The 25,852-nt window shown below is 70.8% G+C and carries 24 protein-coding genes and 1 pseudogene; 15 read left to right on the forward strand and 10 right to left on the reverse strand.

What is annotated here, in order from left to right:
• Nucleotides 1–466 precede the first annotated feature (466 nt).
• The 6 genes and pseudogenes from cfa to FB600_RS13480 all read left to right on the forward strand — a co-directional run bounded on the left by cfa (nt 467) and on the right by FB600_RS13480 (nt 6,176).
• Nucleotides 467–1,663: a cyclopropane fatty acyl phospholipid synthase gene (cfa, locus tag FB600_RS13455; protein WP_098154323.1), complete on the forward strand. Its 1,197-nt coding sequence runs from the start codon at nt 467–469 to the stop codon at nt 1,661–1,663.
• Between the two features lie 169 nt (nt 1,664–1,832).
• Nucleotides 1,833–2,579 carry a CDP-diacylglycerol diphosphatase gene (locus tag FB600_RS13460; protein WP_145756909.1) on the forward strand — a complete coding sequence of 249 codons (747 nt, stop codon included), beginning with the start codon at nt 1,833–1,835 and terminating at the stop codon, nt 2,577–2,579.
• A 197-nt stretch (nt 2,580–2,776) separates the two neighbouring features.
• Nucleotides 2,777–3,751: an RNA polymerase sigma-70 factor gene (locus tag FB600_RS13465; RefSeq protein ID WP_145756908.1), complete on the forward strand. Its 975-nt coding sequence runs from the start codon at nt 2,777–2,779 to the stop codon at nt 3,749–3,751.
• 216 nt (nt 3,752–3,967) lie between these two features.
• A complete protein-coding gene (locus FB600_RS13470) occupies nt 3,968–4,447 on the forward strand; it encodes a carboxymuconolactone decarboxylase family protein (protein ID WP_025099674.1) in 480 nt (159 codons plus the stop codon).
• A gap of 109 nt (nt 4,448–4,556) precedes the next feature.
• Nucleotides 4,557–5,558: a LysR family transcriptional regulator gene (locus tag FB600_RS13475; RefSeq protein ID WP_145756907.1), complete on the forward strand. Its 1,002-nt coding sequence runs from the start codon at nt 4,557–4,559 to the stop codon at nt 5,556–5,558.
• A gap of 188 nt (nt 5,559–5,746) precedes the next feature.
• Nucleotides 5,747–6,176: pseudogene (locus tag FB600_RS13480) on the forward strand (GNAT family N-acetyltransferase).
• A gap of 12 nt (nt 6,177–6,188) precedes the next feature.
• On the opposite strand, the gene FB600_RS13485 reads toward FB600_RS13480, so the two are convergent.
• The 7 genes from FB600_RS13485 to FB600_RS13515 form a co-directional block, all read right to left on the reverse strand.
• A complete protein-coding gene (locus FB600_RS13485) occupies nt 6,189–7,712 on the reverse strand; it encodes a glycosyltransferase family 2 protein (protein WP_374941948.1) in 1,524 nt (507 codons plus the stop codon).
• Nucleotides 7,713–7,747: 35 nt separating this feature from the next.
• Nucleotides 7,748–8,353, reverse strand: a complete 606-nt coding sequence (locus tag FB600_RS13490) for a cytochrome b (protein WP_145756906.1) — start codon at nt 8,351–8,353, stop codon at nt 7,748–7,750.
• 121 nt (nt 8,354–8,474) lie between these two features.
• Entirely contained in the window at nt 8,475–8,921 is a 447-nt protein-coding gene (locus FB600_RS13495) for a CHRD domain-containing protein (protein ID WP_096749407.1), read from the reverse strand.
• 381 nt (nt 8,922–9,302) lie between these two features.
• Nucleotides 9,303–10,211 (reverse strand): anti-sigma factor, encoded by a 909-nt coding sequence (locus FB600_RS13500; RefSeq protein WP_181164005.1) that lies wholly within the window; start codon nt 10,209–10,211, stop codon nt 9,303–9,305.
• A gap of 204 nt (nt 10,212–10,415) precedes the next feature.
• Nucleotides 10,416–11,360, reverse strand: a complete 945-nt coding sequence (locus FB600_RS13505; RefSeq protein ID WP_145756905.1) for an anti-sigma factor — start codon at nt 11,358–11,360, stop codon at nt 10,416–10,418.
• Nucleotides 11,357–11,902, reverse strand: coding sequence for an RNA polymerase sigma factor (locus FB600_RS13510; protein ID WP_013697261.1), 546 nt, complete (start codon nt 11,900–11,902; stop codon nt 11,357–11,359). Before FB600_RS13510 ends, FB600_RS13505 begins: the two co-directional genes overlap by 4 nt.
• Nucleotides 11,903–12,227: 325 nt before the next feature.
• Nucleotides 12,228–13,352 (reverse strand): TIGR03118 family protein, encoded by a 1,125-nt coding sequence (locus FB600_RS13515; protein WP_017921918.1) that lies wholly within the window; start codon nt 13,350–13,352, stop codon nt 12,228–12,230.
• A gap of 485 nt (nt 13,353–13,837) precedes the next feature.
• Here FB600_RS13515 and FB600_RS13520 point away from each other — a divergent pair, with 485 nt between their 5' ends.
• Nucleotides 13,838–14,443: a superoxide dismutase gene (locus FB600_RS13520; protein WP_186015159.1), complete on the forward strand. Its 606-nt coding sequence runs from the start codon at nt 13,838–13,840 to the stop codon at nt 14,441–14,443.
• Between the two features lie 26 nt (nt 14,444–14,469).
• Nucleotides 14,470–15,009 carry a DUF3455 domain-containing protein gene (locus FB600_RS13525; protein WP_096750640.1) on the forward strand — a complete coding sequence of 180 codons (540 nt, stop codon included), beginning with the start codon at nt 14,470–14,472 and terminating at the stop codon, nt 15,007–15,009.
• Between the two features lie 42 nt (nt 15,010–15,051).
• Here FB600_RS13525 and FB600_RS13530 read toward each other — a convergent pair whose 3' ends face one another.
• Together FB600_RS13530 and FB600_RS13535 are read right to left on the reverse strand one after the other, a co-directional pair.
• Complete coding sequence (locus FB600_RS13530; protein ID WP_046578850.1) at nt 15,052–15,645, reverse strand: GNAT family N-acetyltransferase; 594 nt, start codon at nt 15,643–15,645, stop codon at nt 15,052–15,054.
• Nucleotides 15,646–15,824: 179 nt separating this feature from the next.
• Nucleotides 15,825–16,256: a PRC-barrel domain-containing protein gene (locus tag FB600_RS13535; RefSeq protein ID WP_145756904.1), complete on the reverse strand. Its 432-nt coding sequence runs from the start codon at nt 16,254–16,256 to the stop codon at nt 15,825–15,827.
• 364 nt (nt 16,257–16,620) lie between these two features.
• Here FB600_RS13535 and FB600_RS13540 point away from each other — a divergent pair, with 364 nt between their 5' ends.
• From FB600_RS13540 to FB600_RS13565, 6 genes are all read left to right on the forward strand, one after another.
• Nucleotides 16,621–17,229 carry a hypothetical protein gene (locus FB600_RS13540; protein WP_105819328.1) on the forward strand — a complete coding sequence of 203 codons (609 nt, stop codon included), beginning with the start codon at nt 16,621–16,623 and terminating at the stop codon, nt 17,227–17,229.
• 155 nt (nt 17,230–17,384) lie between these two features.
• Nucleotides 17,385–18,491, forward strand: coding sequence for a Ku protein (locus FB600_RS13545; RefSeq protein ID WP_145756903.1), 1,107 nt, complete (start codon nt 17,385–17,387; stop codon nt 18,489–18,491).
• A 26-nt stretch (nt 18,492–18,517) separates the two neighbouring features.
• Nucleotides 18,518–21,184: a DNA ligase D gene (gene ligD, locus FB600_RS13550; protein ID WP_098154306.1), complete on the forward strand. Its 2,667-nt coding sequence runs from the start codon at nt 18,518–18,520 to the stop codon at nt 21,182–21,184.
• A 186-nt stretch (nt 21,185–21,370) separates the two neighbouring features.
• Complete coding sequence (locus FB600_RS13555; protein ID WP_145756902.1) at nt 21,371–22,015, forward strand: TetR/AcrR family transcriptional regulator; 645 nt, start codon at nt 21,371–21,373, stop codon at nt 22,013–22,015.
• A gap of 224 nt (nt 22,016–22,239) precedes the next feature.
• The gene (locus tag FB600_RS13560) at nt 22,240–22,626 is read left to right on the forward strand and encodes a VOC family protein (RefSeq protein WP_036034251.1); all 387 of its coding nucleotides are present in this window, start codon (nt 22,240–22,242) and stop codon (nt 22,624–22,626) included.
• Nucleotides 22,627–22,737: 111 nt separating this feature from the next.
• Entirely contained in the window at nt 22,738–23,403 is a 666-nt protein-coding gene (locus tag FB600_RS13565) for an O-methyltransferase (RefSeq protein WP_145756901.1), read from the forward strand.
• A gap of 64 nt (nt 23,404–23,467) precedes the next feature.
• Here FB600_RS13565 and yghU read toward each other — a convergent pair whose 3' ends face one another.
• Nucleotides 23,468–24,331, reverse strand: a complete 864-nt coding sequence (yghU, locus tag FB600_RS13570; RefSeq protein ID WP_096749399.1) for a glutathione-dependent disulfide-bond oxidoreductase — start codon at nt 24,329–24,331, stop codon at nt 23,468–23,470.
• A gap of 474 nt (nt 24,332–24,805) precedes the next feature.
• Between yghU and FB600_RS13575 the strand changes: the two genes are divergently transcribed.
• Complete coding sequence (locus tag FB600_RS13575) at nt 24,806–25,819, forward strand: zinc-dependent alcohol dehydrogenase family protein (protein WP_025099693.1); 1,014 nt, start codon at nt 24,806–24,808, stop codon at nt 25,817–25,819.
• The last annotated feature ends 33 nt before the right edge of the window (nt 25,820–25,852 follow it).

Below are 25,852 nucleotides of genomic sequence, written 5' to 3' on the forward strand. Positions count from 1 at the left end.
CGCGAGGGCAGGTGTTCCGTGGCGGGGTCTCGCGCATCGCGCCTCGCGGCGGGCGATGTGCGCGCAGCGGATTCTGGGCGAAGCCGCCGCGGCTTGCAGAGATGGTCCCGGCAGGCGCGCGGCGCTTCGCGGCAGTTTCGGCGCGGATCGGCTATCGTATTTGCAGCGCGGCGCGAGACGCATCGAAGCCAACGGAAAACGCAATCAGTTTCCCTTGTGCGATAGCCAATCTCAATAAAAACCGCGCGACGATTGCTGCCATTTCACGTGCAATCCGGACACGGAGCGCGGCGAGACAGGCGGGGGATGCCGGTAGCGGGCGAGGGCCTGCCCGCGGGTTCAGGCTATCGGGTCCATTCGAATATTGAATTTCACAGGCCGGCGGCGTTCCGGCGATAGTGCTGACCCGACAAGAGACCGCGCAATCCTGGCGGCGCACGACCCTCGAACTGGAGAACCAGCCGGCATGACACCCGAACCATCCCTTCCCGGCCAATCCGAACACGGGACTTCCCGGCAGGCGGGCGCGGCGCCCGCGGTGCTGGTTTCGCTGCTGAGGGCAGCCGACGTCGAGATCGGCGGCAAGCGCGCCTGGGACATCCAGGTTCACGACAGCGAGGTCTATCGGCGCATCTTCTCGAGCTGGTCGCTGGGCTTCGGCGAAGCCTACATGGACGGGCTGTGGGATTGCGAGCGGCTCGACGAGCTGTTCACCAGGCTGCTGCTCACCGATATCGACATGGCGGCGGTCGGCATGGCCAAGCTGCGGCTCGGCTACGAGCACCTGCGGCATCGCCTGTTCAACCTGCAGTCGAGAAGCCGTGCGTTCCAGGTGGGCGAGCAGCACTACGACGCCGGCAACGACGTGTTCGAGGCCATGCTCGATTCGCGCATGATCTATTCGTGCGGCTATTGGGAACACGCCACCGATCTCGAGCAGGCGCAGTTCGACAAGCTCGACATGCTGTGCCGCAAGCTGCAGTTGAAACCCGGCGAGACCCTGCTCGACATCGGCTGCGGCTGGGGGGGCCTGGCCAAGTTCGCCGCCGAGCGCTACGGCGTGAAGGTGACCGGCGTGACCGTCTCCAAGGAGCAACTGGCGCTGGCGCAGGAGCGCTGCCGCGGGCTGCCCGTCACGCTGCTGCTGCAGGACTATCGCGAGCTGCAGGGCAGCTTCGACAAGATCGTCTCGGTCGGCATGTTCGAGCACGTCGGCCCGAAGAACTACCGGACCTACTTCGATACCGCCAGGCGGCTGCTGGCGCCCGAGGGCATCTTCGTGCTGCATTCGATCGGCATCGCCAGCGAGTCGGCCGGCACCGATCCCTGGATCGACCGCTATGTGTTCCCCAACGGCAAGCTGCCGGCGCCGGGGCAGATCGTCGAGGCGGTGGACGGGCGCTTCCTGATCGAGGACTGGCACAACTTCGGCCCCGACTACGACCGCACGCTGATGGCCTGGTGGGCGCGTTTCGATGCGGCCTGGCCGAGCCTGAAGTCGAGCTACGACCTGCGCTTCTATCGCATGTTCAAGTACTACCTGCTCTGCTGCGCGGGCTTCTTCCGCTCGCGCCAGGGGCAGCTCTGGCAGATCGTGCTGACCCATCCGCAGCGCCGCGAGACCTATCGCTCGGTGCGGCTGAGCGCGAGCTCGGCGCGCTGAGGTAGCGGGCAGGGCGGCGCCTGCCCCGGCGAGCGCCGTGCCGGCGTTTCGCGGGGCGAAGCGGCCCGCGCCGGCGCTTGTCGCGCGCGACGCGACGACGGACAATCGCCGGGCCGTCCCCGCGCGCGAGCCCTCGCGCGCGGCCTCCGATCCGCTTCCGCTCCGAACCATGCGCGTCCCGTTCCGTTCCTGCCTGCGTCTGTTGTCGATCCTCGCCATGCTGCTGGTCGCGCGCGAGGCGCTGGCCGTCGATCACGACATCCTCTGGAAGCGCATCAGCGGCCAGTGCCTGCCGAACTACCAGGCCCGCGAAAGCTACAGCCCCTGCGCCTTCGTCGATACCGCGCACGGCTACGTGCTCTACAAGGTCGACCGCGATCCCTATCAATACCTGCTGCTGCCGAGCGAGCGCATCACCGGCATCGAGGATCCCCGCCTGGCCGCGCCCGGCACGCCCAACTACTTCTGGTATGCCTGGCAGGCGCGTGCGCTGCTGGCCGAGAAGCTCGGCAAGCCGCTGCGCGAGACCGACATCGCGCTGACCGTGAATGCCGAGAACGCGCGCACGCAGAACCAGCTGCATATCCATATTTCCTGTCTCGAGCCGAAGGTGCGCGCGATGCTCGACACGCTCGAACCCGGCAAGCTGGGCGATGACTGGTTCGCGCTGCCGGGGCGCATCGGCTGGCACGGCTACATGGCCAGGAAGATCGATGCGGCCGATCTGGCGCATACCGATCCCTTCGTCCTGGTGCGCGATAAGCTGGCCGCCGAGCACGAGCCGCTGGCCTATACCGGCGTGGCGCTGGTCAAGCTCGACGCGCGACGCTTCCTGGTGCTGGCGGCCACGGGCAATGCGCTGCTCGGCGTGCCGGCCGAGGAGATGCAGGATCATCGCTGCAGCATCGCCGGTTGAGCGCTGGTTGAGCGCTGACTCAGCGAGATTCGGGCGCAAATCGGGCAGCGCGAAAAATTCGACGACGGCCGTCACAAACGGGTCGCCTCGAACGTCTGGCGAAGGTCACGGCCGTGCGGACCGTGTCCGCCGCGCTCCCGCCCGGGCCGGGAGGCGGCGATGTCTCGATCCCGCCCTCTCTACACGGGCCGACCATCATGATTCGAACCCCAGCCGCCGCGAACGATCCCGCCTCCGGCGACAGCAGCGACGGCGACGAAGCCGGCAATGCGATACGCCGCTTCGACCGCCTGCGTCCGCGCCTGCACGGCATCGCCTATCGCATGCTGGCCTCGGTGGCCGAGGCCGAGGACGTGGTGCAGGACGTCTGGCTGCGCTGGCACGGCGCGAATCGCGAGGAGATCGACAATGCCGAGGCCTGGCTGGTGTCGGTCACCACCCGCATCGCGATCGACCGGCTGCGCGCGGCCAAGGTCCAGCGCGAGCACTACAGCGGCTTCTGGCTGCCCGAGCCCGCGCTGTCCGAGGCGCCGGCCACGCCCGACCAGCTCGCCGAGCGTGCCGACGATCTCTCGGTGGCCTTCCTGATGCTGCTCGAACGCCTGACGCCGGAGGCGCGCGCGGCCTTCCTGCTGCGCGAGGTGTTCGACGCCGGCTACGACGAGGTGGCCAGCGCGATCGGCAAGAGCGAGGCGGCCTGCCGCCAGTTGGTGAGCCGCGCCCGCACGCAGTTGCGCGAGGCGCGGCCGCGCTTCGCCGTCTCGCCGGCGCGGCATCGGCAGTTGCTGACGGGTTTCGCGCGCGCGCTCGAGAGCGGCGACTTCGCGACGCTGCAGGCGCTGCTGGCCGAGGATGCGGTGCTGATCGGCGACGGCGGCGGCCGGGTGCCGAGCTTTCCCTGGCCGATGGTCGGCGCTCGGCGCATCGCGCAGCTTTTCTACGCGGGCGCGCGGCGCTTCCCGGGCGCGGTGCGCGCCGAGCTCGCTGTGCTCAACGGCCAGTGGGCGCTGCTGCGCTTCATCGACGGCCGGCTCGAATCGGCGCAGACCTACGAGACCGACGGCGAACGCATCCGGCGCATCCTGGTGCAGCGCAATCCCGACAAGCTGGCGCGGATCGCCGCCGCGCGCGGCGAGGCCGTCGGCGGCGACGGCTGGGCGCCGGCTCCCTGATGCGCGGCGATTGATGCGCGGAGATTGATGTGCGGCGATCAAGGCAAGGCGATCGATGCACGGCGATTGGTGCGCGCGCGGCAACGGCGTGAGCCCGCCGCGCGGCTTCCGCGCTTGATCGCTCGCTCCTAGCATGGGTTCAGTCCGGCGCGCGGCCGGATCCGGCGATCGGGCCGGTGCCGCGCGGCCGCCATCCACCCATCATGGAGTGCCCTCATGTCCCAACGTATCGACGCCTCGCGCCAATCCTCCAAGCTGTTCCACAAGTTGATCGAGTTCAGCAACCTGCTGCACGACAGCACGATCGAGCGAACCATCCTCGATCTCGTCTCGATCCGCGCCTCGCAACTGAACGGCTGCGGCTTCTGTGTCGACATGCACGTCAAGGAGGCGAGCCTGCATGGCGAGCGCGCGCTGCGCCTGCACCACCTGGCGATCTGGCGCGAGTCGACGCTGTTCGCGCCGCGCGAGCGGGCCGCGCTGGCCTGGACCGAGGTGCTCACGCGCCTGCCCGAGCAGGGCGTGCCCGACGAGATCTACGAGCGCGTGCGCACGCAGTTCTCCGAGGCGGAATTGTCGGACCTGAGCTTCGCGGTGATGGCGATCAATGCCTGGAACCGTCTCAACGTCGGCTTTCGCACCGTGCCCGGCTCGGCCGACAAGGCCTATGGGCTCGACAAGGCGAACCTGTCCTGAGCGGGCTTGCCGGGTCGCGCGGGCGGCCCGGTGAAAAAACGCGAAACGCTGTCACAACATGCGCGCGCCGGACGTCTTGTGGTGATCCGCAACCCTGTTCGAGCCCGCCATGTCCCTGTTTCCCGATCATCGCGCCGCCGCCCGCCCGGGCGGCGACGACGTTTTCGCCGCCAGCTTCGCCACCAGCTACACGGGCGTGATCGCCTTCCTCGCGGTGGCGGCCGAAGGGAGTTTCGCGAAGGCCGGCGAGCGGCTCGGCATCGGCCGCTCGGCGGTCAGCCGCAACGTGCAGAAGCTCGAGACCCAGCTCGACGCGCGGCTGCTGTTGCGCACCACGCGCTGCACCCAGCTCACGCGCGAGGGGCAGTTGTTCTACGAGCATTGCCGCCCTGGCATCGAGCAGATCGCGCAGGCGCTCGACGAGATGCGCGAGCTGCGCAGCGGGCCGCCGCGCGGCGCCTTGCGAATCCGCGCGGCCAGCGGCTTCGGCCGGCGCGTGGTGGCGCCGCTGCTGCGCGGCTTTCGCGAGCGCTATCCCGAGATCGCGCTCGACCTGCTGCTGCACGACGGGCCGCCCGATTTCGCCGCCGGGCGCATCGACGTGGCGTTTCGCGACGGCATCCTGGAGGACAGCCAGCTGATCGCCCGGCGGCTGATGCCGATGCGCCTGCTGGTCTGCGCCTCGCCCGCTTATGCGAGCCGCCACGGCTTGCCGCGCGATCTCGGCGAACTCGCCGCGCATCGTTGCATCGGCCTGCGCGGCGCGGCCGGTTCGGTCGAGGCCTGGACGTTTCGCGTCGAGGGCGGCGGGCGCCGCGTCGTGCCCGAGGCGCGCCACGGCTTCAACGATCCCGAACTGGCGATGCAGGCGGCCCTGGACGGCGAGGGGCTGGCGCAACTGCCGGCCTACCTGGCCTGCGAGGCCTTGCGCGAGGGACGGCTGCTGGCCTGCCTGGGCGCCTTCGCCGACGAGGATCGTGGCCACTATCTCTGCTATCCGAGCCGCAAGCACCTGCCCACGCGGATCCGCGTGTTCGTCGACTACATGAGCGAGGCGACGCGCGCGCTCGACTTCGATTGCGCGCCGGGGCTGCTGAGCTTGTCGGCCTGAGCGGCCGGTGGTTCGCGACGGCAGGCAAGCGCGGCGCGATCGCATCGATTCCGTCGAGGTGGCGACGGCGCGCCGGCATCGAGCGCGCGCGGCATAGGCTGGGCCGCCGCGCCGTGGCACCATGTGCGCTCGTTTTTTTCCGCGCTTGCTGTTGCCGCGCCTGCTCTGCCACCGATCCGCCCGAACCGATGACCACCCAAGCCGCCTATTCGATCCAGCTCGCCGAGGGCAAGCACGAGGCCGCGCGCGAGCTGCTCGCGCGCAAGCTCGACGACTACAACAACCTCAATTCGGGCCAGCCCGACAACACGCCGCTCGACCTGGTGGTCAGCGACCCGGCCACCGGCGAAGTGCTGGGCGGCCTGTCGGGACGCACCTCGCTGGGCATGTGCTTCATCGACATGCTGTACTTGCCGGAGACGTTGCGGCGCGGCGGGCAGCGCACTGCTGGCCCGCGCGCAGGAGGAGGCGAGGCCGCGCGGCTGCGACAACGCCGTGCTCTACACGATTTCGTTCCAGGCGCCGCGCTTCTACGAGAATCACGGCTTTCGCGTGTTCGGCGAGGTGCCCTGCCAGCCGGCCGGCACCTCGCGCTACTTCATGATCAAGCCGCTCTGAAGCGCGCCGGGTTCAGTTGCCGTCGCCGACCAGGCCGGTGCGCTCCTGGGCGCCCCAGCGCTGGTTGCCGCGCAGGAAGTGCACCCAGCCGAGCGCGGCGCCGGTATGGCGCAGCACCTGGAAGCTGAAGGGCTCCAGCACCGAGGCGACGAAGGCGATGGCCAGGCTCGATTGCTCGCGATAGCCGGTCCAGCGGCGATAGAGATGGATCGACCAGAGATGGAAGGCGAAGTCGATCACGATCTTGGCCGCGATCACGCCCGAGATCGACAGCGCCACATGGAAGCGGTGCTCGACGAGGAACACGAACAGCAGAGCGATGGCGGTCAGGCCGTAGATCGGCTGCAGCGTGTCGAGCGCCTTGACCGGCAGCATCAGCATGCCGAGCTGGCCGTAGCGGCGGTTGCCGGTCATGTCGCGGTTCCAGTACTGGGTCTGCAGGAAGCCCGCGAACCAGCGGCGGCGCTGGCGCAGGAAGCTGCGCAGCGTGCCGGGCGCGTCGGTGTGCGCATGGGCGTCGCCGATCACGCGCACGCGCCAGGTCTCGCCGTGCTCGACCGCGTAGCGGCGCAGCCGATGGATCAGTTCGTAGTCCTCCACGAGGCATTCGCCGTCGAAGCCGCCCACCTTGAGCAGCGCGTCGAGGCGGAAGCAGGCGAACGCGCCCGAGATCAGCAGCAGGCTGTCGGCGCGCATCCAGGCGAAGCGCGAGATGAAGTTGCGGATGTACTCGTAGGTCTGGAACCACTGGAAGAAGCGGCCCGACAGGGTGCGCGCGCAGATCGGCGTGAGGATGCCGGTGGCGGCCACCAGCGCCGGCTCGGCCGCGAAGGCGCGGCGCATCGCGGCGCAGGCGTCGCGCGCCAGGCGCGTGTCGGCGTCCACCGTCATCACCGCGTCGGTCTCGATGTGCAGCAGCGCGGCATTGAGCGCGGCGGCCTTGCCGCCGTGCGGCACGCGCAGCCAGCGCAGGTTCGGGTGGGTCGTGCTGGGCGCGCTCAGCTCCCCGTCGGGTGCCTGCACCAGCCCGTATTGGCGCGTCAGCACGCCGATCGTGTCGTCGCTCGAGCCGTCGTCGGCGAAGATGATCTGCTGCAGCGGCTCGCTCTGCGAGAACAGGCCGTCGAGCGTCACCTTGATCACGCTGGCCTCGTTGTAGGCGGCCACCACCACGCCGAGGCTCGGCTGGCGAGCGCCGGGCGCGGGCCTGGCCGGCGCATGCAGGCGCGAGATCGGGCCGGCCAGCGGCAGGATCTTGAAGGCCACGAAGGACAGCAGCAGCGTGTCGTAGATCACGTAGGCGATGCCCACCGACCAGGACACCAGGCCCGGCACCAGGGCGCGCGTGAGCAGCAGCACCCACACGGCGATCGCGGTGCCGTGGATCAGCACGCTGGCCAGCGTGGTGCCGCGCGGCGTGAGGCGCGGCGACATGCGCGTGCGGGCCTGCTCGAGCGCTTCGCGCGCGGCCGCGATGGTGCCGTGGCTGCCGCTGCCGGTGGCGGGGCGCCGCGGCGGGTTCGACGGACGGTCCATGCGGGGCTCCCGGACGAGGGTGGAAGGAGGGCAGCTCACGGCAGCATCCGGCGCAGGACCGACTCGCGATCGAACAGCTCGTGCTTGAGCGCGCCGAGGATATGCATGGCGAGCACCACGTACAGCGCGTAGGCGGCCCAGGTGTGCATCGCGCCGAACAGGTCGTGCAGATGATCCTTCACCGCCGGCGGCAGGCTCTCGATGAAGCCGAGGCGGAACCAGGGGATCACGTAGTAGAGCGACATCGGATGCGTGGCCGCGCCGTTCCAGGCCGAGTCGTGCAGCCAGCCGGTGATCGGCAGCGTGAACATCAGCACGTAGAGCAGGAGATGGGCGACATGCGCGGCGCGCAGTTCCCAGCGGCGGAACCAGGCCGGCAGCGACGGCGGGCGATGCGAGACGCGCCACAGCAGGCGCAGGATCGCCAGGCCCAGCACGGTGATGCCGATCGACTTGTGGATGTCGATCGCGGGCCGCACCCAGGCATCGGGCATCGCGTCGGCCGACAGCGCGATCGCGACGTTGCAGAGGATGCCGAGCGCGATCAGCCAGTGCAGCACCATGGCCGTGCGCGTGTAGCGCGGCACGCTGCGGCTCGCATCGGCGGCCGGGCTGGCCTGGGACGGGGCACGTGAATTCATGTCGGTTCTGGTCTCGTGGTGGGGACGTCGGGGCCGGGTTCAGGGACGCTGCCGGTTCAGGGCGCGTCGCGGCTGGGCGACCGGGCCGCGCTCGCGGCGGCTGCCGGTCGCCATGGCCGGCTTACTGCTTGTCGGCGGCAACCTGGCCGCGGATCTCGCCGCCCGGGTTCTTCGCCGTGTGCACGTTGAAGTACCAGTTGCCGGCCAGCAGGCCGGCTTCCTGGGTGGCGCTCAGCGTGGCATGGCCGTCGATCGGGCTCGGCACGTCCTTCATGTCGATCGGGATCATCACGCCGGCGTTCTGGCCGACCGGCGCCGGGCCGTGGAAGTGCGCCATGGTGGCCGGGCCGGTCAGGTCCGAGTAGACCACGTGCCAGCTCAGCACCTTGGTGCTGGTGTCGTAGCTGCCGGTCAACGTGCCGTGGCCGTCGCTCTGCTTGGGCGGCACTTCGGAGGCGGCGTTCAGCGTGGCGTGCACGGCCAGCGTGTCGGCGCGCGCGGACAGCGAGGCGCCGAGGCCGAGGCTCAGCGAGGCGATCAGCAGGGCGCGGTGCGGGATCAGTTTCATGGTGTGGTCGGTGGGTCGTTTGCGTTGAGGGAGCCGGGCGGACGCAGTTCTCGTCCGCTCCCTTGCATAACGCGCGCGGCCGGGGGTTTATTCCATCGCCTCGGGCTGGCATCGGTCACGTCGCGCGAGGCCTGGGTGCCGGATCGGCCCGCGCGTGCATGACAGGTTCATGCATTAGCGCATAGATTCGCGCGGCTCGCAGCGGCCGCGTCGAACGCTTGTATTACCGGGGGTTGCGAGCGCGGCGCCCCGCTTGTCAGGAACGTAAGCGGGGCCCTGTTTCGCAGGACTGATCATAGGAATTCGAAAGCGTGACGTAAACGAGGGCGGGGCATCGGGCGCCGCGTCGACGCCCGATGCCCCGCCATCTCGCGGCGTGCTTCAGCCGGCGTGCGCCGGGGCCGCCGCCGGTAGCGCGGAATAGAGCGGCGCCGCGCCGGGCGCGGAGATGCGCTGCGCGATCAGGGCCAGGTCGGCGTCGCCGGGCTGGCCGATCAGCGCGTAGGCGAGCGTCGACTGCCGCCAGTTGACCACGTCCATCTGCGCGATGCTGCGCGAGGCGATCGCCTGGTCGGGCTTGGCCTCCTTCATCACGCACAGCGCGATCGGCGCGCCGTGCTCGGGCAGGTAGACGATCTGTACCAGCGGGCGGCCCTCGAAGCGCAGCCGCTGCACGCGCTTGAACGTGAGGCCGGCCGCGCGCAGGTCGGGGATCGTCATGTCGAAGCCGTCGACCCGGCGGATCTCGTCGAGCGTGCTGGCCGTCGCGGCCGGGTCGGCGTTCACCGAGGCCAGCGTGTCGCGCGAATAGAGCTGCTGGTAGCCGGCTGCCGCGGCGATCCAGGTGCGCGGGGCCGAGCCCGCGCCGAACGGCGCGTCGAGGCCGACAGCACCCGGCGCGAACTGCAGGATGCCGCCGCACAGGAAGGCGCCGGCCACGAAGGCGACCGCGAGCCAGGCCGGTGCCACGCGCAGGCGCGAGCGCGGCGGCGTGGCGCCGGCGCCGTGTCCGGCGATGGCCGGGTCGTTGGCGCCGGGCGGGGCCGTGAAGGCGGGTGCCGCGGCGTGCTCCCGCGCGAGCTGCTCGAGCTTGTGCGCGAGGCCCGCCGGCATCGGCGGCAGGGCCTGGGTGGCGAAGGCATCGCGGTAGGGCAGCGCCGAGGCGCGCAGCAGCGCGACCTGGCCGGCCAGCGCGGGCGAGGCCCGCATCGCCTGGTCGATCGCGGCACGCTCGGGCAAGGGCAGCTTGCCGTCCACGTAAGCCAGTAACTGGATATCGTCCGGTTTCATCAATCTATGTCGTTCTAATCGAATGGGCAGGGATCGATCTGTTCCATGCCGGGCGCCGACGGTCCGATCGGCACCGCATTTTCGGTGAAGCATAAGCTCGGCGCGCGGCGTTGTTCTGGAATCGCGCCCACTTTTTTCATTTGTTCACGTTCGCCACCGGGTTTGCCCCGGCGCTCGCTCCGTCGTTCTCTCTATTACCCCTCGTCACGAGTCGGCCCGGCCTCGCGGCGCATGCTCGCCGGAGGGCGGCGCCGAGGACGCGGCAGGCGCGGGCGTGGCGGGTTCCGCGGCGAGGCGCCGGCCCAGCGCGCCGAGGTCGACGTCGCCGGGCGCGTCGTTCGGCGCACCGATCAGCGCATAGCCGAGCGCGGCGCGGCGCCACGTTACCACACGCATCCGGTTGATGGCACGTTCGCTGACCGCCAGGTCAGGTTTCGACTCGGCGATCACGCACAGCGCGACCGGGCCGCCGCGACGCGGCAGGTAGACCAGCTGTATCAGCGGCCTGCCGCGGAATGCCAGGCGCTGCACGGCGCGCAGTTGCAGCCCTGCATCGCTGAGGTCGGGCACGCGCAGGTCGAGGTGGTCGCGCGCGCGAATCCCGGCGATCGCATCGGCCGCCTCGTTCGCATCGAGCCTCGCGTATTCGAGCGTGTCGCGCGTATAGAGCTGCTGGTAGCCGACCGCCGCGGCGAGCCAGGGCGACACCGGATTGCCCGAGGCGGCGCGCAGCAGCAGGCCCGCGCAGACGGCACCGGCCACGCAGGCTGCGGCCAGCCAGGGCAGGGTCGGCGCGCGCGGGCGCAGTCGCGGCGCAGGCGGCGGGGACGAGGGCGGCGATGCGGCATGCGAAGGCGCCCGTTGCGCGGTATTCGGCGAAGCCTCGACGGCCCTCGTCGCTCCGGGCGCTTCGTCGCGATCGCGATGCGCGTCGATCAGCCGGTCGAGGTCGAGCGCGAGCGCGCTGGGCAGCGGCGGCAGGGCCTGCGCCTCGAACGCGGCGCGGTAATCGAGCTTGGAGGCGCGCAGCAGGCGCACGATGCGCGCGGCCTCGGCCGAGGTGGCCACCAGCGAGGCCACGCCGGCCCATTGCGAGGGCGGCAGGGTGCCGTCGGTATAGGCGATCAGCAGGGTTTCGTCGACTTTCATGCCAGCGTATCCCCGGGCGTGGTGGCCGCGCGAGACGGCGCGCGACGCGGCGCGAAGCGCGCGCCGATCGCCTGGCGCGCGCGCGACAGGCGGCTCATCACGGTGCCGATCGGAATCTCCAGCACGTCGGCCGCTTCCTGGTAGCTGAGGCCTTCCACGGCCACCAGCAGCATCACCACGCGCTGCGCCTCGGGCAGCCGCTCGACCGCGGCGATCACCTGCTCGTGCATCAGCGCCGATTCGGGCGTCTGGCCCGAGGGATCGGGCAGGTTCTCGATCAGGTCGTCGTCCCAGTCGAAGCTGGCGCGACGGCGCACGCCGCGCGAGCGCAGCTCGTTGAGCCAGGTGGTGTGGACGATCGAGAACATCCAGCTCAGCGGCGCGGTATCGGGCTGCAACTGGTGGGCGCGTTCGAGCGCGCGCACGCAGGCGCGCTGCACCAGGTCCTCGGCGTCGTGCTGGTCGCCGGCCAGGCGCAGGGCGAAGGCCCACAGCCGCGGCAGCATCTCGGGAAGCAGGCTCGGCAAGTCTGCACTGCTCATCGGCGTCAATCTCCGCTGGGAGCCGGAGGCGGGGCGCGCCGTCGCGGGCCCGGCTCCGTGGCGATGCCGTCGGCCAGGCGGCCGACGGCGTCATGATGCGCCGCCGCGCCGGCGGGTGGGCCGGGCGGGACGCGAAGTGGCCGCCCGCGCAGTGGCTCGCCGCGCGCGGACAGGAACACGGAAACCGCGCGCGGCGGCCGGCCGGCGGGGCGCCGGGCCGCGTGCGAGCGGGCGGCATCGGGCGGCGCCGCGAGGCGCGCGCGCCGATGCCGCCCGGGTGGCGCCGGGCGCGCCGCTTGGCGGGCAGCCCGGCGCGTCGCCCAGGTTACGGCGTGACGTCGATGCGGCCGTAGACGCCGGTGGTCGGCGTCGGGCCGGCCGCGTAGAACAGCGTGTTGCTCGGCTGGTTGGCGGCATTGTTGCCGAACGACATGCCCCAGATGCCGGCCTGCTTGAAGGTCGAGCCGTCCGGGTTCGGCAGCGCGCCGATCAGCGCGTTGCTGTTCGGGTCGAACACGTCGACGGTGCCGTCGCCGAAGTTGCCGACCAGCAGGTCGTTGCTGGCCGAGCCGAAGTTCGACGGCGCGATCACCATGCCCCACGGCGAGTTCAGCGTGCCGCCGGTGGCGATGCGCTTGACGAAGTTGCCGGCCGTGTCGAACGCGTCGACCACGCCGTTGCCCGCGCCGTTGACCTGGGTCTTGCCGTTGCTGCCGAGCACCGCGTACGAGACGTAGACGGTGTTGCCGATCGCCGCGATGCCGAACGGCGAGAAGCCGGCCGGCAGGTTCGGGTCGACGAACTTGCCGACCAGGATCTTGTTGAAGGCGCGGTCGAAGGTGTCGACCTTCTTGTTGTGGAAGTCGGTCGCGTAGATCACGTTCGCGCCGCCGTTCACGCCGATCGCGAGGCCCTTGTAGACCGCGCCGCCGGCGCCGTCGTCATAGGCGTTGACGGCCTGGGTCGGCAGCACCTTGGGCGACCACGCGGCGATCGTGCCCGCGTCGGTGGCCCACATGAACACGGCATTGCTGGCCGCGCCGCCGTTCGCGCTGATCTGGAAGTCGGCGGCGGTCTTGTTGAACACGATGCCGGTCGGGCCCGCGGCGGTGCCGGCGGCGTTCGCCGGGATCGTCACCACCAGCGATTGCGGCACGCCATTGCCGTCATAGAGCGTCGACAGGTGCGTGTTGTTGTCCGAGACCCACATCACGCCGGTCGGGTTGAACGCAATGCCCCAGCCGTTCTTCAGGTTCGGGTCGATGTTGGCGGCGGTGGCGCTGCCGTCCGAGACCAGGGTGGTCGACTTGAACTGGGTCTTCAGCGCCGGCGGCGGCGGGGTGGTGCTCGCGGGCGGGGTGCTGTTGTCGTCTCCGCCACCGCATGCGGCGAGCGTGAAGGCCGTGACGGCGGCCAGCGCGGCCAGGGCTGCAATGCGTTTCACTTTCATGATGGATTCCTGATGGATAAGTTGGGCTACCGGTCCGGCCGGGCGCGAATCGGCCGGACAGACGCAAGGACGACGCGGGCCTTTCGAGCCACCGTGTCCCCCGACATCGGCTGCGGAACACGCGTTCGTCGAGTGCAAAACACGAGGCGCCGGAATTTATTCCATCGTGTTTCGGGGTGTCGGCGAGGTGTAAAGAAATGCGCCGGCGATGCAAAAAATCGACGCGATCCTATGGAATAGCGTCACGGGATCGGGTGTTCTGGGGATATCGGACGCACCGCGGGCCAAACCGGCGCGCCCGGCGCTCAACCCACACATACGAGGTCCTGGCCATGCTGAATTCGAATCTTTCGCGTCGCCGCCTGCTGGGCGGTCTGTCGTTCGCCTCGCTCGGGCTCGCGCTGTCGCGCGTGGCCTTCGGCGAGATGTCGCGCGCCGAGACGGCCGGCGCCGGCGCGCCGGTGCTGCGCACCGTGCCGGCCTTCCTGAGCAGCTCGCCGCAGACGCTGCCGCCGCTGCCCTATGCCGAGAACGCGCTGGAGCCCACCATCTCGGCGCGCACCATCGGCTTTCATTACGGCAAGCATCACCGCGCCTACTTCGACAACCTGCACAAGCTGCTGGCCGGCACGCCGCTGCAGCAGGCCTCGCTCGAACAGGTGATCATGCAGTCGCACGGCGTGCCGGAGATGGCCGACGTGTTCAACAACGCCGCCCAGGCCTGGAACCACAACTTCTACTGGAACTCGCTGGCGCCCGAGGCGAGCGCGCCCAGCGAGAAGCTGAAGGCCGCGATCGAGCGCAAGTTCGGCTCGATGGAGGCGCTCACCAAGGCGCTGGTGGCCACCTCGGCCTCGCAGTTCGGCAGCGGCTGGGGCTGGCTGGTGGTGGACGGCGGCGAACTGGCGGTGGTCAAGACCGGCAATGCCGAGACGCCCTTCACGCGCGGCGCGGCGCCCTTGCTGACGGTCGATGTCTGGGAACACGCCTACTACCTCGATTACCAGAACCGCCGCCCCGACTACCTGGTCGCGACGGTCTCGCGTCACCTGAACTGGGCGTTCGCCTCGGCGAACTTCGAGCGCGTCTGAGCATGCGCGATCCTGAGGAAGCAGCGATGTCGAAACCCATCCTGAAAACCGGCGCCTCGGCGCTATTGGCCGCGGCGGCGATGCTCGCGCTCGGCGCCTGCGCGATGGCACCGACGGCCGGCGCCACGCCGGCGGTGGCGGGCGCCTCGATCGAGCCGCCCGCGGGCCGGCAACTGGCGGCGCTCGAAGCCTCGGGCGTGCAGATCTACAGTTGCGAGTTCAATGCACAGCATCAGCTGCAATGGAGCTTCAAGCGCCCCTCGGCGATGCTCTACGACGCGAGCGGCGGGGAAGTCGTGCTGCACGGCGCGGGGCCGTCCTGGGAAGCCGGCGACGGCAGCCGCGTGGTCGGCCGCGTGCTGGCGCAGAAGCCCAGCGATACGCCGGGCAGCATCCCGCAACTGCTGCTGGAGACGCATGGCACCGGCGGCGCGGGGATGCTGGCCGAGGTGCGCTACGTGCAGCGCCTGAACACCGTCGGCGGCCTGGCGCCGAGCGCGCCTTGCGCCAGCGAGCACCAGGAGGGCAGCACGCCCTACCTGGCTCGCTACGTGTTCTATCGTTGATCGGGAAACGGGCTCGGCGGCCGGCTGGAGCGGCCGCGCGGCTCAGCGGCCGGCCAGGTCGCTCAGCGAGGGCGTGGCGGCCGCGGCGGGGCGCGGGTCCCTGGCGAGCAGGCCGTAGATCGCGCTGTCCGATACGTCGTCGCCGACCTGCCAGCGCTCGCGCAGCAGCCCCTCGCGCACGAAGCCGAGCCGTTCCAGCACGCGCGCCGAAGCCTCGTTGCGCGGATCGATGTCGGCCTCGAGCCGGCGCAGTCCCACCGTGTCGAAGGCGTGGTCGAGCAGGGCCGATCCCGCCTCCGTCATATAGCCGTTGCGCCAGCAACGACGTTGCAGCGAAAAGCCGATCTGCGCGCGGCGGCATTGCGCGTCGTGATCGAACAGGCTGCAGTCGCCGATCGGCTCACCGGTCGCCAGCAACTCCACCACGCACACCAGATCCTCGCCATTGGCCGAGCGCGCCGCCAGGCGCGAGGTGCGCTCGATAGCCTGGGCGGGGTCGGTCATCGGCGGGAACGAGAAATAACGCATCGCATCGGCATCGGACCACAGCGCGAAGCCGGCGCGCCAGTCGTCCTCGCGCATCGGGCGCAGGCGCAGCCGGCGGGTGGTGATGGTCACGGGTTCGAATGCCGGCATGGCGGTCTCGCGGTGGTAAAAAAAGCGACCTTACACGATTCGCCGTGGCATCGGCACGCAAGCTCGAAAGCGCGCGGGGGTGCGGCCGTGCCGGCTCCGCATCAGCGGCCGGCGCGCCATCACTTCGCATCGGCCGACAGCGTTGCGCATGCCGACGGCCGATGTGCCTGGCGATGCCTTCAGGCCGGCTTGCCGAAATGCCGGTCGACCGCGGCGACCCATTCCTCGTGTTGCGCAGCGGAACCGCCTTGGTTGTCGAAGGGCGGCGCGGCCAGCACGCGTTTGGCGGTCGCCGCGACGGCCAGCCCCTGGCCTTCGGTGTCCGCGGACAGCGCCTGCCAGGGGATCGCGATCACGCGGTCCGGATGGCCCTCGGCGGTGGTGACCAGCACGTGCGTGATACGCCCGTGGCCGAGGTCGAGCAGCACGTCGCTGACATGGCCGACATCGGCGCCGTCGGTGGCGCGCACGCCCACGCCCTCGAAACGGTGGCCTGGGATCGGATGCTCGCCGCTCGGGGCCTGGCCGTGGAAGCGGACCAGCGGCCCGCTGGGGGGGCCGCTCGACGCTTCCTTGGGCGTATCGGTCGAAGCTGGGGTGTCGGTTTTCATCGCGGTTCCTCGATAAGGGCGCGGGCGGCTCCCATGACGGGCTGCTGCTCCGCAACGGAAAGGGGCGGATCGGCGGGACGCGGCAAGCCGTCGACGGGGACCGATCCGAACCGGTCGAACATGCTTCGATTCGCAATCCGCATGCCATCGGCGCGCCGCCCGGTTGCCACCGCGGGCACACCGGGCTCTGACCTTTTTACAAGCGCATGCAGCTTTTTCGCGCCGGGCGGGCGGGGATTGCGGGCGCCGGCGTGGAAGGGCGCGGGCGCGTCACGGCGCGTCGGCGGCACGGGGCTTGCGGCAGTCGGGGCCAGGCGGGCCGGGCATCGCCTTGCGAGCCGGCGACTGTTTTTCGGAGGGCATCATGTTTCACGGCAAGGCCAGACATCGCGGTGTGCACGAATTGCTGTACCAGGCGTTCGAAGCCGAACTCGGCGGCGCCCAGGTGTATCGCGCGGCCCTGTCCTGCGTGCACGATCCCGCCCTGCACGAGACCTGGGAGCGCCATCATCGGCAGAGCCTGCATCATCAGGACGTGCTGCGCGCGATCTTCCACGGCCTCGGGCTCGACGAGCTGATCCAGACCCCGGGCCGGCTCGCGGTGGCCGAGACCGGCAAGGCGCTGGTCAACGTGATCGAGCTGGCGTGCCGCAACGCCTCGCCGGCCGACGCGCAGATCATCGCCGCAGAATGCGTGCTGCTGGCCGAGACCAAGCGGAACCTGAACTGGGAATTGATCGGCCGGGCGGCGGAGCAACTGTCCGGCGACGCGGCCCTATTACTGAGGGAGGCGCACGATGCGGTGGCAGCGCAGGAGGATCATCGTCTGTATCGCACCCGGGCTTGGGCGTGCGGCATGTGGCTCGCCGCGATGGGTTTCCCGGCCGTCCTGCCGCCGCCCGAGGCGGGGCGCGACGGCGCGCCCGCGGCCGAGGCGGCGCAGGCTGAACGCGCGCGGGGCAAGATGATGTAGGCCCGGGCCGGCGGTGGCGGTGGGGCGGGCGAACGCGGCGTGTCGCGCGAGTGTGGATGGCACGCGGCTTGCATTGGCTTGCGTCATCATATCGATGCTCGATCGCGATGCGGCCGGCGCGGCGCTCGCGATCCCACCACCAACAGGAGCCGTGCATGCCGTCGATGATATGGAAGGGCGCGGTCAGCTTCGGCCTGGTTCACGTGCCGGTGCAACTGGTGCCGGCCACGCGCACCGTCAAGCCCTCGTTCCGGATGCTCGATCGCCGCTCGATGGACCCGATCGGCTACCGGCGCGTCAACAAGCGCACCGGGCGCGAGGTCGCGCGCGACGATATCGTGCGCGGCTACGAATACGAGAAGGAACGCTACGTGGTCCTCAGCGACGAGGAGATCCGCGCGGCCAATCCCGAGTCGACGCAGAGCGTCGACATCCTTACCTTCGTGGAGGCCTCGGCCGTCTCCTTCCTCTATCTCGACACGCCCTATTACCTGGTGCCGGACCGCCATGGCGAGAAGGTCTATGCGCTGTTGCGCGACGCGCTGGTCGAGACCGGGCGGATCGGCATCGCACTGGTGGTGATGCGCGACCGGCAGCACCTGGCCGCGCTGATCCCGGTGGGCCCGGTGCTCGCGCTCGACACGCTGCGCTGGCAGGACGAGCTGCGCCCGCTCGACGAGCTGCGGGTGGGCGGCAAGCGCGAACGCGGCGAGGGCCTCAGCGCGAGGGAGCGCAAGATGGCGCAGAAGCTGATCGAGGACATGTCGGGCGACTGGCAGCCCGACGAGTACCACGACACGTTTCGCGAGGACATCCTCGCCCTGGTCGATCGCAAGGTGAAGGCGGGCAAGTCGAAGACCATCGAGACGCCGCACGAGACCCGGCCGTCCACGGCGGGTTCGAACGTGCTCGATCTGACCGAGCTGCTGCGGCGCAGCCTCGGAGGCGGTGGAGGGCGCCGTGGCTCGGCTCGCGATGGCGAGGCAGAGGAGGCGGCGCCGCGCAGGCGCGCCGGCAAGGCGGCGGGCGCGGCGAGGAACGGCAAGGCCGCTAAGGTCACCAAGGCCACCAAGGCCGCCAAGGCGACCAAGGGCGCCGCCGCGCGCAAGTCGGCCGCCAAGCCCACCGCGGCAAGGAAATCGACCGCTTCGAAATCGAAGCCGACCGCCGCCGGTAGCGCGAAACGCAAGGCGAAGGCCGCCGGGTCGACGGCGACGCGCAAGGGCGCGGCGGCCGGCACCGGCCACAAGCGCGCCGCCTGAGGCAGGCACGAGGAGGATCGCCACCGATGGCCAGCAAGCTCGCCGAATACCAGCGCAAACGCCGCTTCGACGCGAGTCCGGAACCAGCCGGCAAGCGCGGCGCCCAGGCGCGCCCGCGCCATGATCCCGAGCGCGAGTTGCACTTCGTGGTGCAGGAGCATCACGCGCGGCGCCTGCATTACGACTTCCGCCTCGAACTCGACGGCGTGCTGAAGTCCTGGGCGGTGCCGAAGGGGCCGAGCACCGAACCGGCCGAGAAGCGGCTCGCGGTGCATGTCGAGGATCATCCGCTCGACTATGCCGGCTTCGAGGGCGAGATCCCGCCCGGCCACTACGGCGCGGGCAGCGTGCGCATCGACGACCAGGGCGTCTGGCGGCCCGATGGCGGTATCGCCGGCGCGCGGCGCGGCTATCGCGAGGGCAAGCTCAGTTTCGAACTCGAGGGCCATCGTCTGCATGGACGCTGGTCGCTGGTGCGCACGCACCTTCCCGAGCGCAACGGCAAGTCGTCGTGGCTGCTGATCAAGGCGCGCGACGAGCAGGCGGGCTTGCCGAGCGGCGAGCGCACCAAGGCGGCGCGCAAGCGGTCGACCACGACGGCGGCCAAGCGTGCCGGCGAGCGTGCCGAAACGCATGGCGACAAGCACTCCGAGAAGCATGCAGAAAAGCGCGGCGCACCACCGCCACGCGGCAAGCGCGCGGCGGATCGCGCCGGCCGGCGCGAGGCCCTGCCCGCCACGCTCGCGCCGCAGTTGGCGACGCTCGTGGCCGCGCCGCCCGAAGGCGAGGACTGGCGCTACGAGATGAAGTTCGACGGCTATCGCGTGCTGATCCGCATCGCCGGCCGCGGTCGGCGCCGCTCGGTGCAGGTGTTCACGCGCGAGGGCAAGGACTGGAGCGCGAAATTCCGCCGGCAATGCGCCGCGCTCGCCGACCTGCCGGTGAACAACGCCTGGCTGGACGCCGAGGCCGTGGTGCTCGACGCGCGCGGCCTGCCCGATTTCGGGGCCCTGCAGCAGGCGCTGTCGGCCGGCGAGGACGCCGCCATCGTGTTCTTCGTGTTCGACCTGCCCTTTCTCGATGGCCGGGCGCTGGCCGACCTGCCGCTCGATACGCGCCGCGAGCGGCTGGCGGCCTGCTTCGGCGGCGCGGGCAGGCAAGCCGTGCAGCTTTCGCCGACGCTCGAGGGCGAGCCGGCCGAACTGCTCGCCGCGGCGGCACGGGCCGGCCTCGAAGGCCTGATCGGCAAGCGCGCCGACAGCCCTTATCGCGCCGGGCGCAGCGCGTCGTGGATCAAGCTGAAGTGCCGCCAGCGCCAGGAATTCGTGATCGGCGGCTTCAGCGAGCCGCGCGGCAGCCGCAGCGGATTCGGCGCGCTGCTGCTCGGCGTGCATGAGCGGCCCGCGCAAGGGCGTCGCCGTGCCGGCGGCCTGGCTTATGTCGGCCGCGTCGGCACCGGGTTCGATCGGCGCGCGCTCGATGCGATCGCGGCGAGGCTAAGAAAGATCGAACGCAGCGACGCGCCGTTCGCGGTGACGCCGGCCGAACGCGGCGACGCGGTGCACTGGGTCGAGCCGCGGCTGGTAGCCGAATGCGAGTTCGCGGGCTGGACCGCCGACGGCCTGGTCCGGCAGGCTGCCTTCATCGGCTTGCGCGAGGACAAGCCGGCCGGGCAGATCGTCAGGGAAACGGCCGTGCCCGCCGGCGGGCAACCGACAGGAGGCAGGATGAGGACCGATCATCAGGCGACGGGCTCGCGCTCGCGCGGCAAGGCCGCGAACCACGCCACCGGCAGGAACGACGACGCCACGGTGGCGGGTGTGCGCATCACGCATCCCGAGCGCGTGGTCGATACCGCGAGCGGCCTGCGCAAGATCGACGTGGTCCGCTATTACGCCGCGATCGCCGAGCACCTGCTGCCGCAGCTCGCGGGACGGCCGGTCTCGCTGGTGCGCTACATGAAGGGCATCGACGGGCCGTCCTTCTTCCAGAAGCACGCGGGCCCGCGCGGCATGGGTTTCGTCACGCGCCACCCCGGCCTCGATCCCGGGCACGACGCGCTGATCACGCTCGACGATCGCGAGGCCCTGGTCGGCGCCGCGCAGTTCGACGCGCTCGAATTCCACACCTGGAATGCCTGCGTGGACCGGATCGAGCGGCCCGACCGGCTGGTGTTCGACCTCGATCCCGACCCGGCCCTGCCGTGGCGCGCGATGATCGAGGCGGCCCAGGCGCTGCGCGCGCTGCTCGACGCGCTGGGGCTGCCGTGCTTCTGCAAGACCAGCGGCGGCAAGGGCCTGCACCTGGTGGTGCCGATCACGCGCCACGCTTCCTGGGACCAGGCGCGCGATTTCTCGCAGGCGGTGGCGCAGCACCTGGCCGGCGTCGCGCCGGAGCGTTTCTCGGCGAAGATGGGCGCGCAGAACCGCAAGGGCCGCATCTTCGTCGACTACCTGCGCAACGGGCGCGGCGCCAGCACGGTGGCGGCCTGGTCGGCGCGGGCGCGGCCGGGGATGGGCGTGTCGGTGCCGATCGATTGGGATGAACTGCCCGGTACCCGCGGCGGCGCGCAATGGACCATCGCCGAGGTGCCGCAGCGGCTGGCCTCGCTGCGGCGCGATCCCTGGGACGGCTACGAGGCGGCGCGCCGGCGGCTCACCGCGGCGATGCGCGAGCGCCTGGGCAAGCTTTGAGCGGTGGCGTGGCGCCGGCTGGCGACGGCGTCCCGCGCGGGAATTCGTCGCGCGCCGGCGCCGGGCCTGTCTTGAATCCGCTTTGAGCCCGCCTTGAACCTTCCCCGCTTCGAACCCCGCCTCCAACCCCGCCGGCGCTCGCGCCTTTGTACAATGCGCGAATCCCACCCCAGCCCGCGCCCGCCGATGACCGACCGTCCCCGCCGCCCCCGCCTGCAACCGCGCAAGAACCCGATCCAGCCGCGCGCGGCCGGGACGGTCGCCGCGATCGTCGAGGCGGCCGCGCAGGTGCTGGAGACGCGCGGCATCGAGGGCTTCAACACCAATGCGGTGGCCGAGCGGGCCGGCGTCAGCATCGGCTCGCTCTACCAGTATTTCCCCGGCAAGGACGCGCTGACCGTGGCCCTGATGCAGCGCGAGACGCAGCGCTTCGTCGAGGACATGGACCGGGCGATGGCGGAGCCCGACGGCATGGTGGCGCTCGGCCTGCTGATCGGCGCGGCCGTGCGCCAGCAGTTGCAGCGGCCGATGCTGGCGCGCCTGCTCGACGAGCAGGAGGCGAGCCCCGCGCTGCGCGACGCGGTGGACTGCGACGGCATGGAGACGCCGGTGGCGGCGATCCTGCGTCGCCTTCTGCCGGCCGGCGACGCTCGCGGCGCGCATGCGGCCGTCGATCTGGGCGAGATCATCCACGTCATGGTCGACAGCGCCGGCGCGCGTGGCGAGCACGACATCGCCAGCCTCGAGACGCGCCTGCGCGCCGCCGTGTTCGGCTATCTGAGGGAGCTGGGCTTGCTGCCCGCTGCCGCGCCGGCCGGGCCTTCGGCCTGACTGCACGCGGCTCGACCCGCCGAAATGTGAGCAAGCGCGGCCGGCACGATCCGCCCGGATCGCTCAAACCCCGCCACGGCGCGGCTCGCGGGCCGCTTCGGCGCGCCGCCGCGATGCGAGTAGCCGAATGTGAGCGCGGGCTCGTATTCTGATCGTCATCGGCAGCTGGCATTGGGGCCAGCGCCCGTACCCCGAGCACGATCATGAACGACTTCACCCACCGCATGAAACTGAACCACCTGAGCTTCCCCTCGGCCGACGCGACGGCCACGGCGGCCTTCTTCGAGCGCCATCTCGGCTTCACCATCTCCGGCACCTGGGACCGCTCCTACATCCTCAAGCGCCCCGGCTTCGACGTGGTGATCGAACACGCGGCCGACGAGGTGCCGGCCTGGCCCCGCAACTTCCACGCGGGATTCGAGCTGCCCGACCTGGCGGCCGTCACGGCCCTGCGCGCGCGGCTGGTGGAGGCGGGCGTGCCGATGGAAACCGACATATTCAACAACGGCCGCGGCTCGCGTTTCTTCTGCCGCGCCCCCGGCGGCGTGATGTTCGAGCTGAACACGCGCGACGATGCCTCGCCCGAGTATCGCGGCAGCTTCGACGACTGAGTCGCGTCGAACTCCATCGAATCGCGGCCCGTCGCCGGATCGATTCGTCATCCTACTGATCGGGCGCGGTGCCGTCGCGCATCGCGCCCTCCCGACCGGAGTCATCCATTCATGAGCACCCTGAGCACCGCGCCGCTCGCACCGCTGCTCGAGCGCCTGTTCGCCGAAGCCGATGCCGCCAGGCCGCGGATGAGCCGCGCCGTCGCCGAACTGCCGCCCGGCGAACTGACGCGGCTGATGCAGAGCAAGACCGAGTACCTCGATTTCTATGCGCGCCTGAAGGACCTGCCGCTGCCGGTCTCGCGCGAGACCGGCATCCTGCTGTACCAACTGGCGCGCGGCGCCGGGGCGCGCCATATCGTCGAGTTCGGCACCTCGTTCGGCATCTCGACGCTGCACCTGGCCGCCGCGCTGCGCGACAACGGCGGCGGCCGGCTCGTCAGCTGCGAGTTCGAGCCCTCGAAGATCGAGCGTGCGCGCCGCAACCTGGCCGAGGGCGGGCTGGCCGACCTGGTCGAGATCCGCGAGGGCGATGCGCTGCGCACGCTCGCCGCCGACCTGCCCGAGTCGATCGACCTGGTGCTGCTCGACGGCGCGAAGTCGCTGTATCCCGCGGTGCTGGCGCTGCTGGAAAGCCGGCTGCGTCCCGGCGCCTTCGTGATCGCCGACAACGCCGAGCACAGCCCCGAGTATCTCGAGCGCGTGCGCTCGCCCGCGCAGGGTTACCTGTCGACGCCCTTCGGCGGTGACGTGGAACTGTCGCTGCGGCTCGGCTGAGCGGGCGGCGTCTCGGCGCCGATCCCTGGATCGACGCCGTGCCCGGGTGATGCCCGGGTGATGCTTACGCGCGCGTGGCTGGCGCGAAGCGGTCCAGGTCGGCGCTGCTGTGACGCTCGTGCTGCTGCTCGGCCTCGTCGCCGCGCGCGCGATTGACGTGGCGCCCGCGCTTCACCGCCGGGCGTTCCCGGATCTCCTCGGCCCAGCGCAGCAGGTGCTGGTACTGTTTGACGTCGAGGAATTCGGCGGCGCCGTACAACTCGCCGAGCACCAGGCCGCCGTACCACGGCCAGATGGCGATGTCGGCGATCGTGTAGCTGTCGCCGGCGATGTAGCGGCGCTCGGCCAGCAGCTTGTCGAGCACGTCGAGCTGGCGCTTGGTTTCCATCGTGAAGCGGTCGATCGGGTATTCGAGCTTCTCCGGCGCGTAGGCGTAGAAATGCCCGAAACCGCCGCCCACATACGGCGCCGAGCCCATCTGCCAGAACAGCCAGTTCAGCGTTTCCGCGCGCGCGGCCGCGTCGCTCGGCACCAGCGCGCCGAACTTGTCGGCGAGGTACAGCAGGATCGAACCCGATTCGAACACGCGCACCGGCTGCGCGCCGCTGCGATCGACCAGGGCCGGGATCTTCGAGTTCGGGTTGATGCCGACGAAGCCGCTGCCGAACTGCTCGCCGTCGATGCGGATCAGCCAGGCGTCGTATTCGGCGCCCGCGTGGCCCAGCGCGAGCAATTCCTCCAGCATCACGCCGATCTTCACGCCATTGGGCGTGGCCAGCGAATAGAGCTGCAGCGGATGCTTGCCGACCGGCAGTTCGCGTTCGTGCGTGGCGCCCGACACCGGGCGGTTGATGTTGGCGAACTGGCCGCCCGAAGGCGTGCGAGGGGTCCAGACGGCGGGCGGGGTGTAGGCGGAATCCTGGCTCATGCGATGTTCTCCGGGAAAGGCGGCAAAGCAGCAGTAAACGGGGCGACGGCAAGGCCGCAACGGCGGCCCGCGCGCGGGGCGGGCATCGAGCGTGGCGCGTCGGCCGACGGGGCCGATCGCGCGCCGGATCGTTACTGTAGTCGGGTTTCGCCGATCTCGCCGAAGGCCGCGCGAAAGCCCCTTGGCGCGGTACGGGATGGCAGGTCGCGCCGGGCACGCCGAGCCCCGCGCGACGCGGCTCGGCAGGCTGCGCGCGATTTCCGGTTGGCAGCGGGGCGCCCGGGAGGCGATCATTAGGCCCTTGCCGCCAGCGCGGCGAAGCATGCCTCGACGCGGGGCGCCGTGCCTTCGCCGCGTCGTGCCGTTCGTGCCACTTCGTGCCATTTCGTCAACCGAACCCCAGGAGCCTTGCATGTCCACGCTCAGCCAGCCCGTTTCGCTTCACGCCCGCCACGCCGCGCAAGGGAGGCCGGCATGAAGGCCGCCGTCCTGCGCGCACCGGGCGGCCTCGAACGCATCGAGATCCGTGACGTGCCGGATCCGGGCGCGCCCGGCCCGGGCCAGGTCCGCGTCGCGCTGCATGCCACCTCGCTCAACTTCCACGACCTGCTGGTCGCCAAGGGTGCCATCCCGACCGAGGACGGCCGCGTGCTGATGTCGGACGGCGCCGGCGTGGTGGAGGCGGTGGGCGAGGGCGTGACCGAATTCCAGCCCGGCGACGCGGTGGTCTCGCTGTTCTTCCCGCATTGGGTGGACGGCGCCGCCTACCCGGCCGTCGGCGATTTCGCCGGCACGCCGGGCGACGGCGTCGACGGTTTCGCCACCGAGGTGGTGGTGCGCCCGGCCGGCGCCTTCACGCACGCGCCGCGCGGCTGGCGTGCTGCCGAGAGCGCGACCCTCACCACCGCCGGGCTGACCGCCTGGCGCGCGCTGGTGGGTGACGGCGCGCTGAAGGCCGGCGACACCGTGCTCACGCTCGGCACCGGCGGCGTCTCGATCGCCGCGCTGCAGATCGCCCGCGCGATGGGCGCGACCGTGATCGTCACCTCGTCCTCGGACGAGAAGCTCGAAAAGGCCAGCGCGCTCGGCGCGCATCACACCATCAACTACCGGCAGACGCCGGCATGGGGCGCGGTGGCGCGCGAACTGACGGGCGGCCGCGGCGTCGACCACGTGCTCGAACTGGGCGGGCCGGGCACGCTCGCGCAATCGATCGAGGCGGTGCGCGTGGGCGGCCATATCTCGCTGATCGGCGTGCTCACCGGCATGCAGGGCGAGGTGCCGACCGCCGCGCTGATGGCGCGCCAGGCGCGCCTGCAAGGGCTGATCGTCGGCAGCCGGCGCCAGCAGCAGGACTACGTGGCCGCGCTCGAGCGCACCGCGATCCGTCCCGTGATCGACCGCAGCTTCGCGTTCGGCGAACTGGCCGAGGCGTTCCGCTGGCAGGAGCAGGGCGGGCACTTCGGCAAGATCGTGGTGGAGTGGTGATACTCGAGGGCGGGGCGGCGGCGCCTCGGCCGA

This window comes from Burkholderia sp. SJZ089, from assembly GCF_007828315.1.
GTDB classification, from domain to species: domain Bacteria; phylum Pseudomonadota; class Gammaproteobacteria; order Burkholderiales; family Burkholderiaceae; genus Burkholderia; species Burkholderia gladioli.

Coding starts and splice junctions, on each gene's coding strand:
- cfa (WP_098154323.1), top strand. CDS start 467: ATGACACCCGAACCATCCCTTCCCGGCCAATCCGAACACGGGACTTCC.
- FB600_RS13460 (WP_145756909.1), top strand. CDS start 1,833: ATGCGCGTCCCGTTCCGTTCCTGCCTGCGTCTGTTGTCGATCCTCGCC.
- FB600_RS13465 (WP_145756908.1), top strand. CDS start 2,777: ATGATTCGAACCCCAGCCGCCGCGAACGATCCCGCCTCCGGCGACAGC.
- FB600_RS13470 (WP_025099674.1), top strand. CDS start 3,968: ATGTCCCAACGTATCGACGCCTCGCGCCAATCCTCCAAGCTGTTCCAC.
- FB600_RS13475 (WP_145756907.1), top strand. CDS start 4,557: ATGTCCCTGTTTCCCGATCATCGCGCCGCCGCCCGCCCGGGCGGCGAC.
- FB600_RS13485 (WP_374941948.1), bottom strand. CDS start 7,712: ATGGACCGTCCGTCGAACCCGCCGCGGCGCCCCGCCACCGGCAGCGGC.
- FB600_RS13490 (WP_145756906.1), bottom strand. CDS start 8,353: ATGAATTCACGTGCCCCGTCCCAGGCCAGCCCGGCCGCCGATGCGAGC.
- FB600_RS13495 (WP_096749407.1), bottom strand. CDS start 8,921: ATGAAACTGATCCCGCACCGCGCCCTGCTGATCGCCTCGCTGAGCCTC.
- FB600_RS13500 (WP_181164005.1), bottom strand. CDS start 10,211: ATGAAACCGGACGATATCCAGTTACTGGCTTACGTGGACGGCAAGCTG.
- FB600_RS13505 (WP_145756905.1), bottom strand. CDS start 11,360: ATGAAAGTCGACGAAACCCTGCTGATCGCCTATACCGACGGCACCCTG.
- FB600_RS13510 (WP_013697261.1), bottom strand. CDS start 11,902: ATGAGCAGTGCAGACTTGCCGAGCCTGCTTCCCGAGATGCTGCCGCGG.
- FB600_RS13515 (WP_017921918.1), bottom strand. CDS start 13,352: ATGAAAGTGAAACGCATTGCAGCCCTGGCCGCGCTGGCCGCCGTCACG.
- FB600_RS13525 (WP_096750640.1), top strand. CDS start 14,470: ATGTCGAAACCCATCCTGAAAACCGGCGCCTCGGCGCTATTGGCCGCG.
- FB600_RS13530 (WP_046578850.1), bottom strand. CDS start 15,645: ATGCCGGCATTCGAACCCGTGACCATCACCACCCGCCGGCTGCGCCTG.
- FB600_RS13535 (WP_145756904.1), bottom strand. CDS start 16,256: ATGAAAACCGACACCCCAGCTTCGACCGATACGCCCAAGGAAGCGTCG.
- FB600_RS13540 (WP_105819328.1), top strand. CDS start 16,621: ATGTTTCACGGCAAGGCCAGACATCGCGGTGTGCACGAATTGCTGTAC.
- FB600_RS13545 (WP_145756903.1), top strand. CDS start 17,385: ATGCCGTCGATGATATGGAAGGGCGCGGTCAGCTTCGGCCTGGTTCAC.
- ligD (WP_098154306.1), top strand. CDS start 18,518: ATGGCCAGCAAGCTCGCCGAATACCAGCGCAAACGCCGCTTCGACGCG.
- FB600_RS13555 (WP_145756902.1), top strand. CDS start 21,371: ATGACCGACCGTCCCCGCCGCCCCCGCCTGCAACCGCGCAAGAACCCG.
- FB600_RS13560 (WP_036034251.1), top strand. CDS start 22,240: ATGAAACTGAACCACCTGAGCTTCCCCTCGGCCGACGCGACGGCCACG.
- FB600_RS13565 (WP_145756901.1), top strand. CDS start 22,738: ATGAGCACCCTGAGCACCGCGCCGCTCGCACCGCTGCTCGAGCGCCTG.
- yghU (WP_096749399.1), bottom strand. CDS start 24,331: ATGAGCCAGGATTCCGCCTACACCCCGCCCGCCGTCTGGACCCCTCGC.
- FB600_RS13575 (WP_025099693.1), top strand. CDS start 24,806: ATGAAGGCCGCCGTCCTGCGCGCACCGGGCGGCCTCGAACGCATCGAG.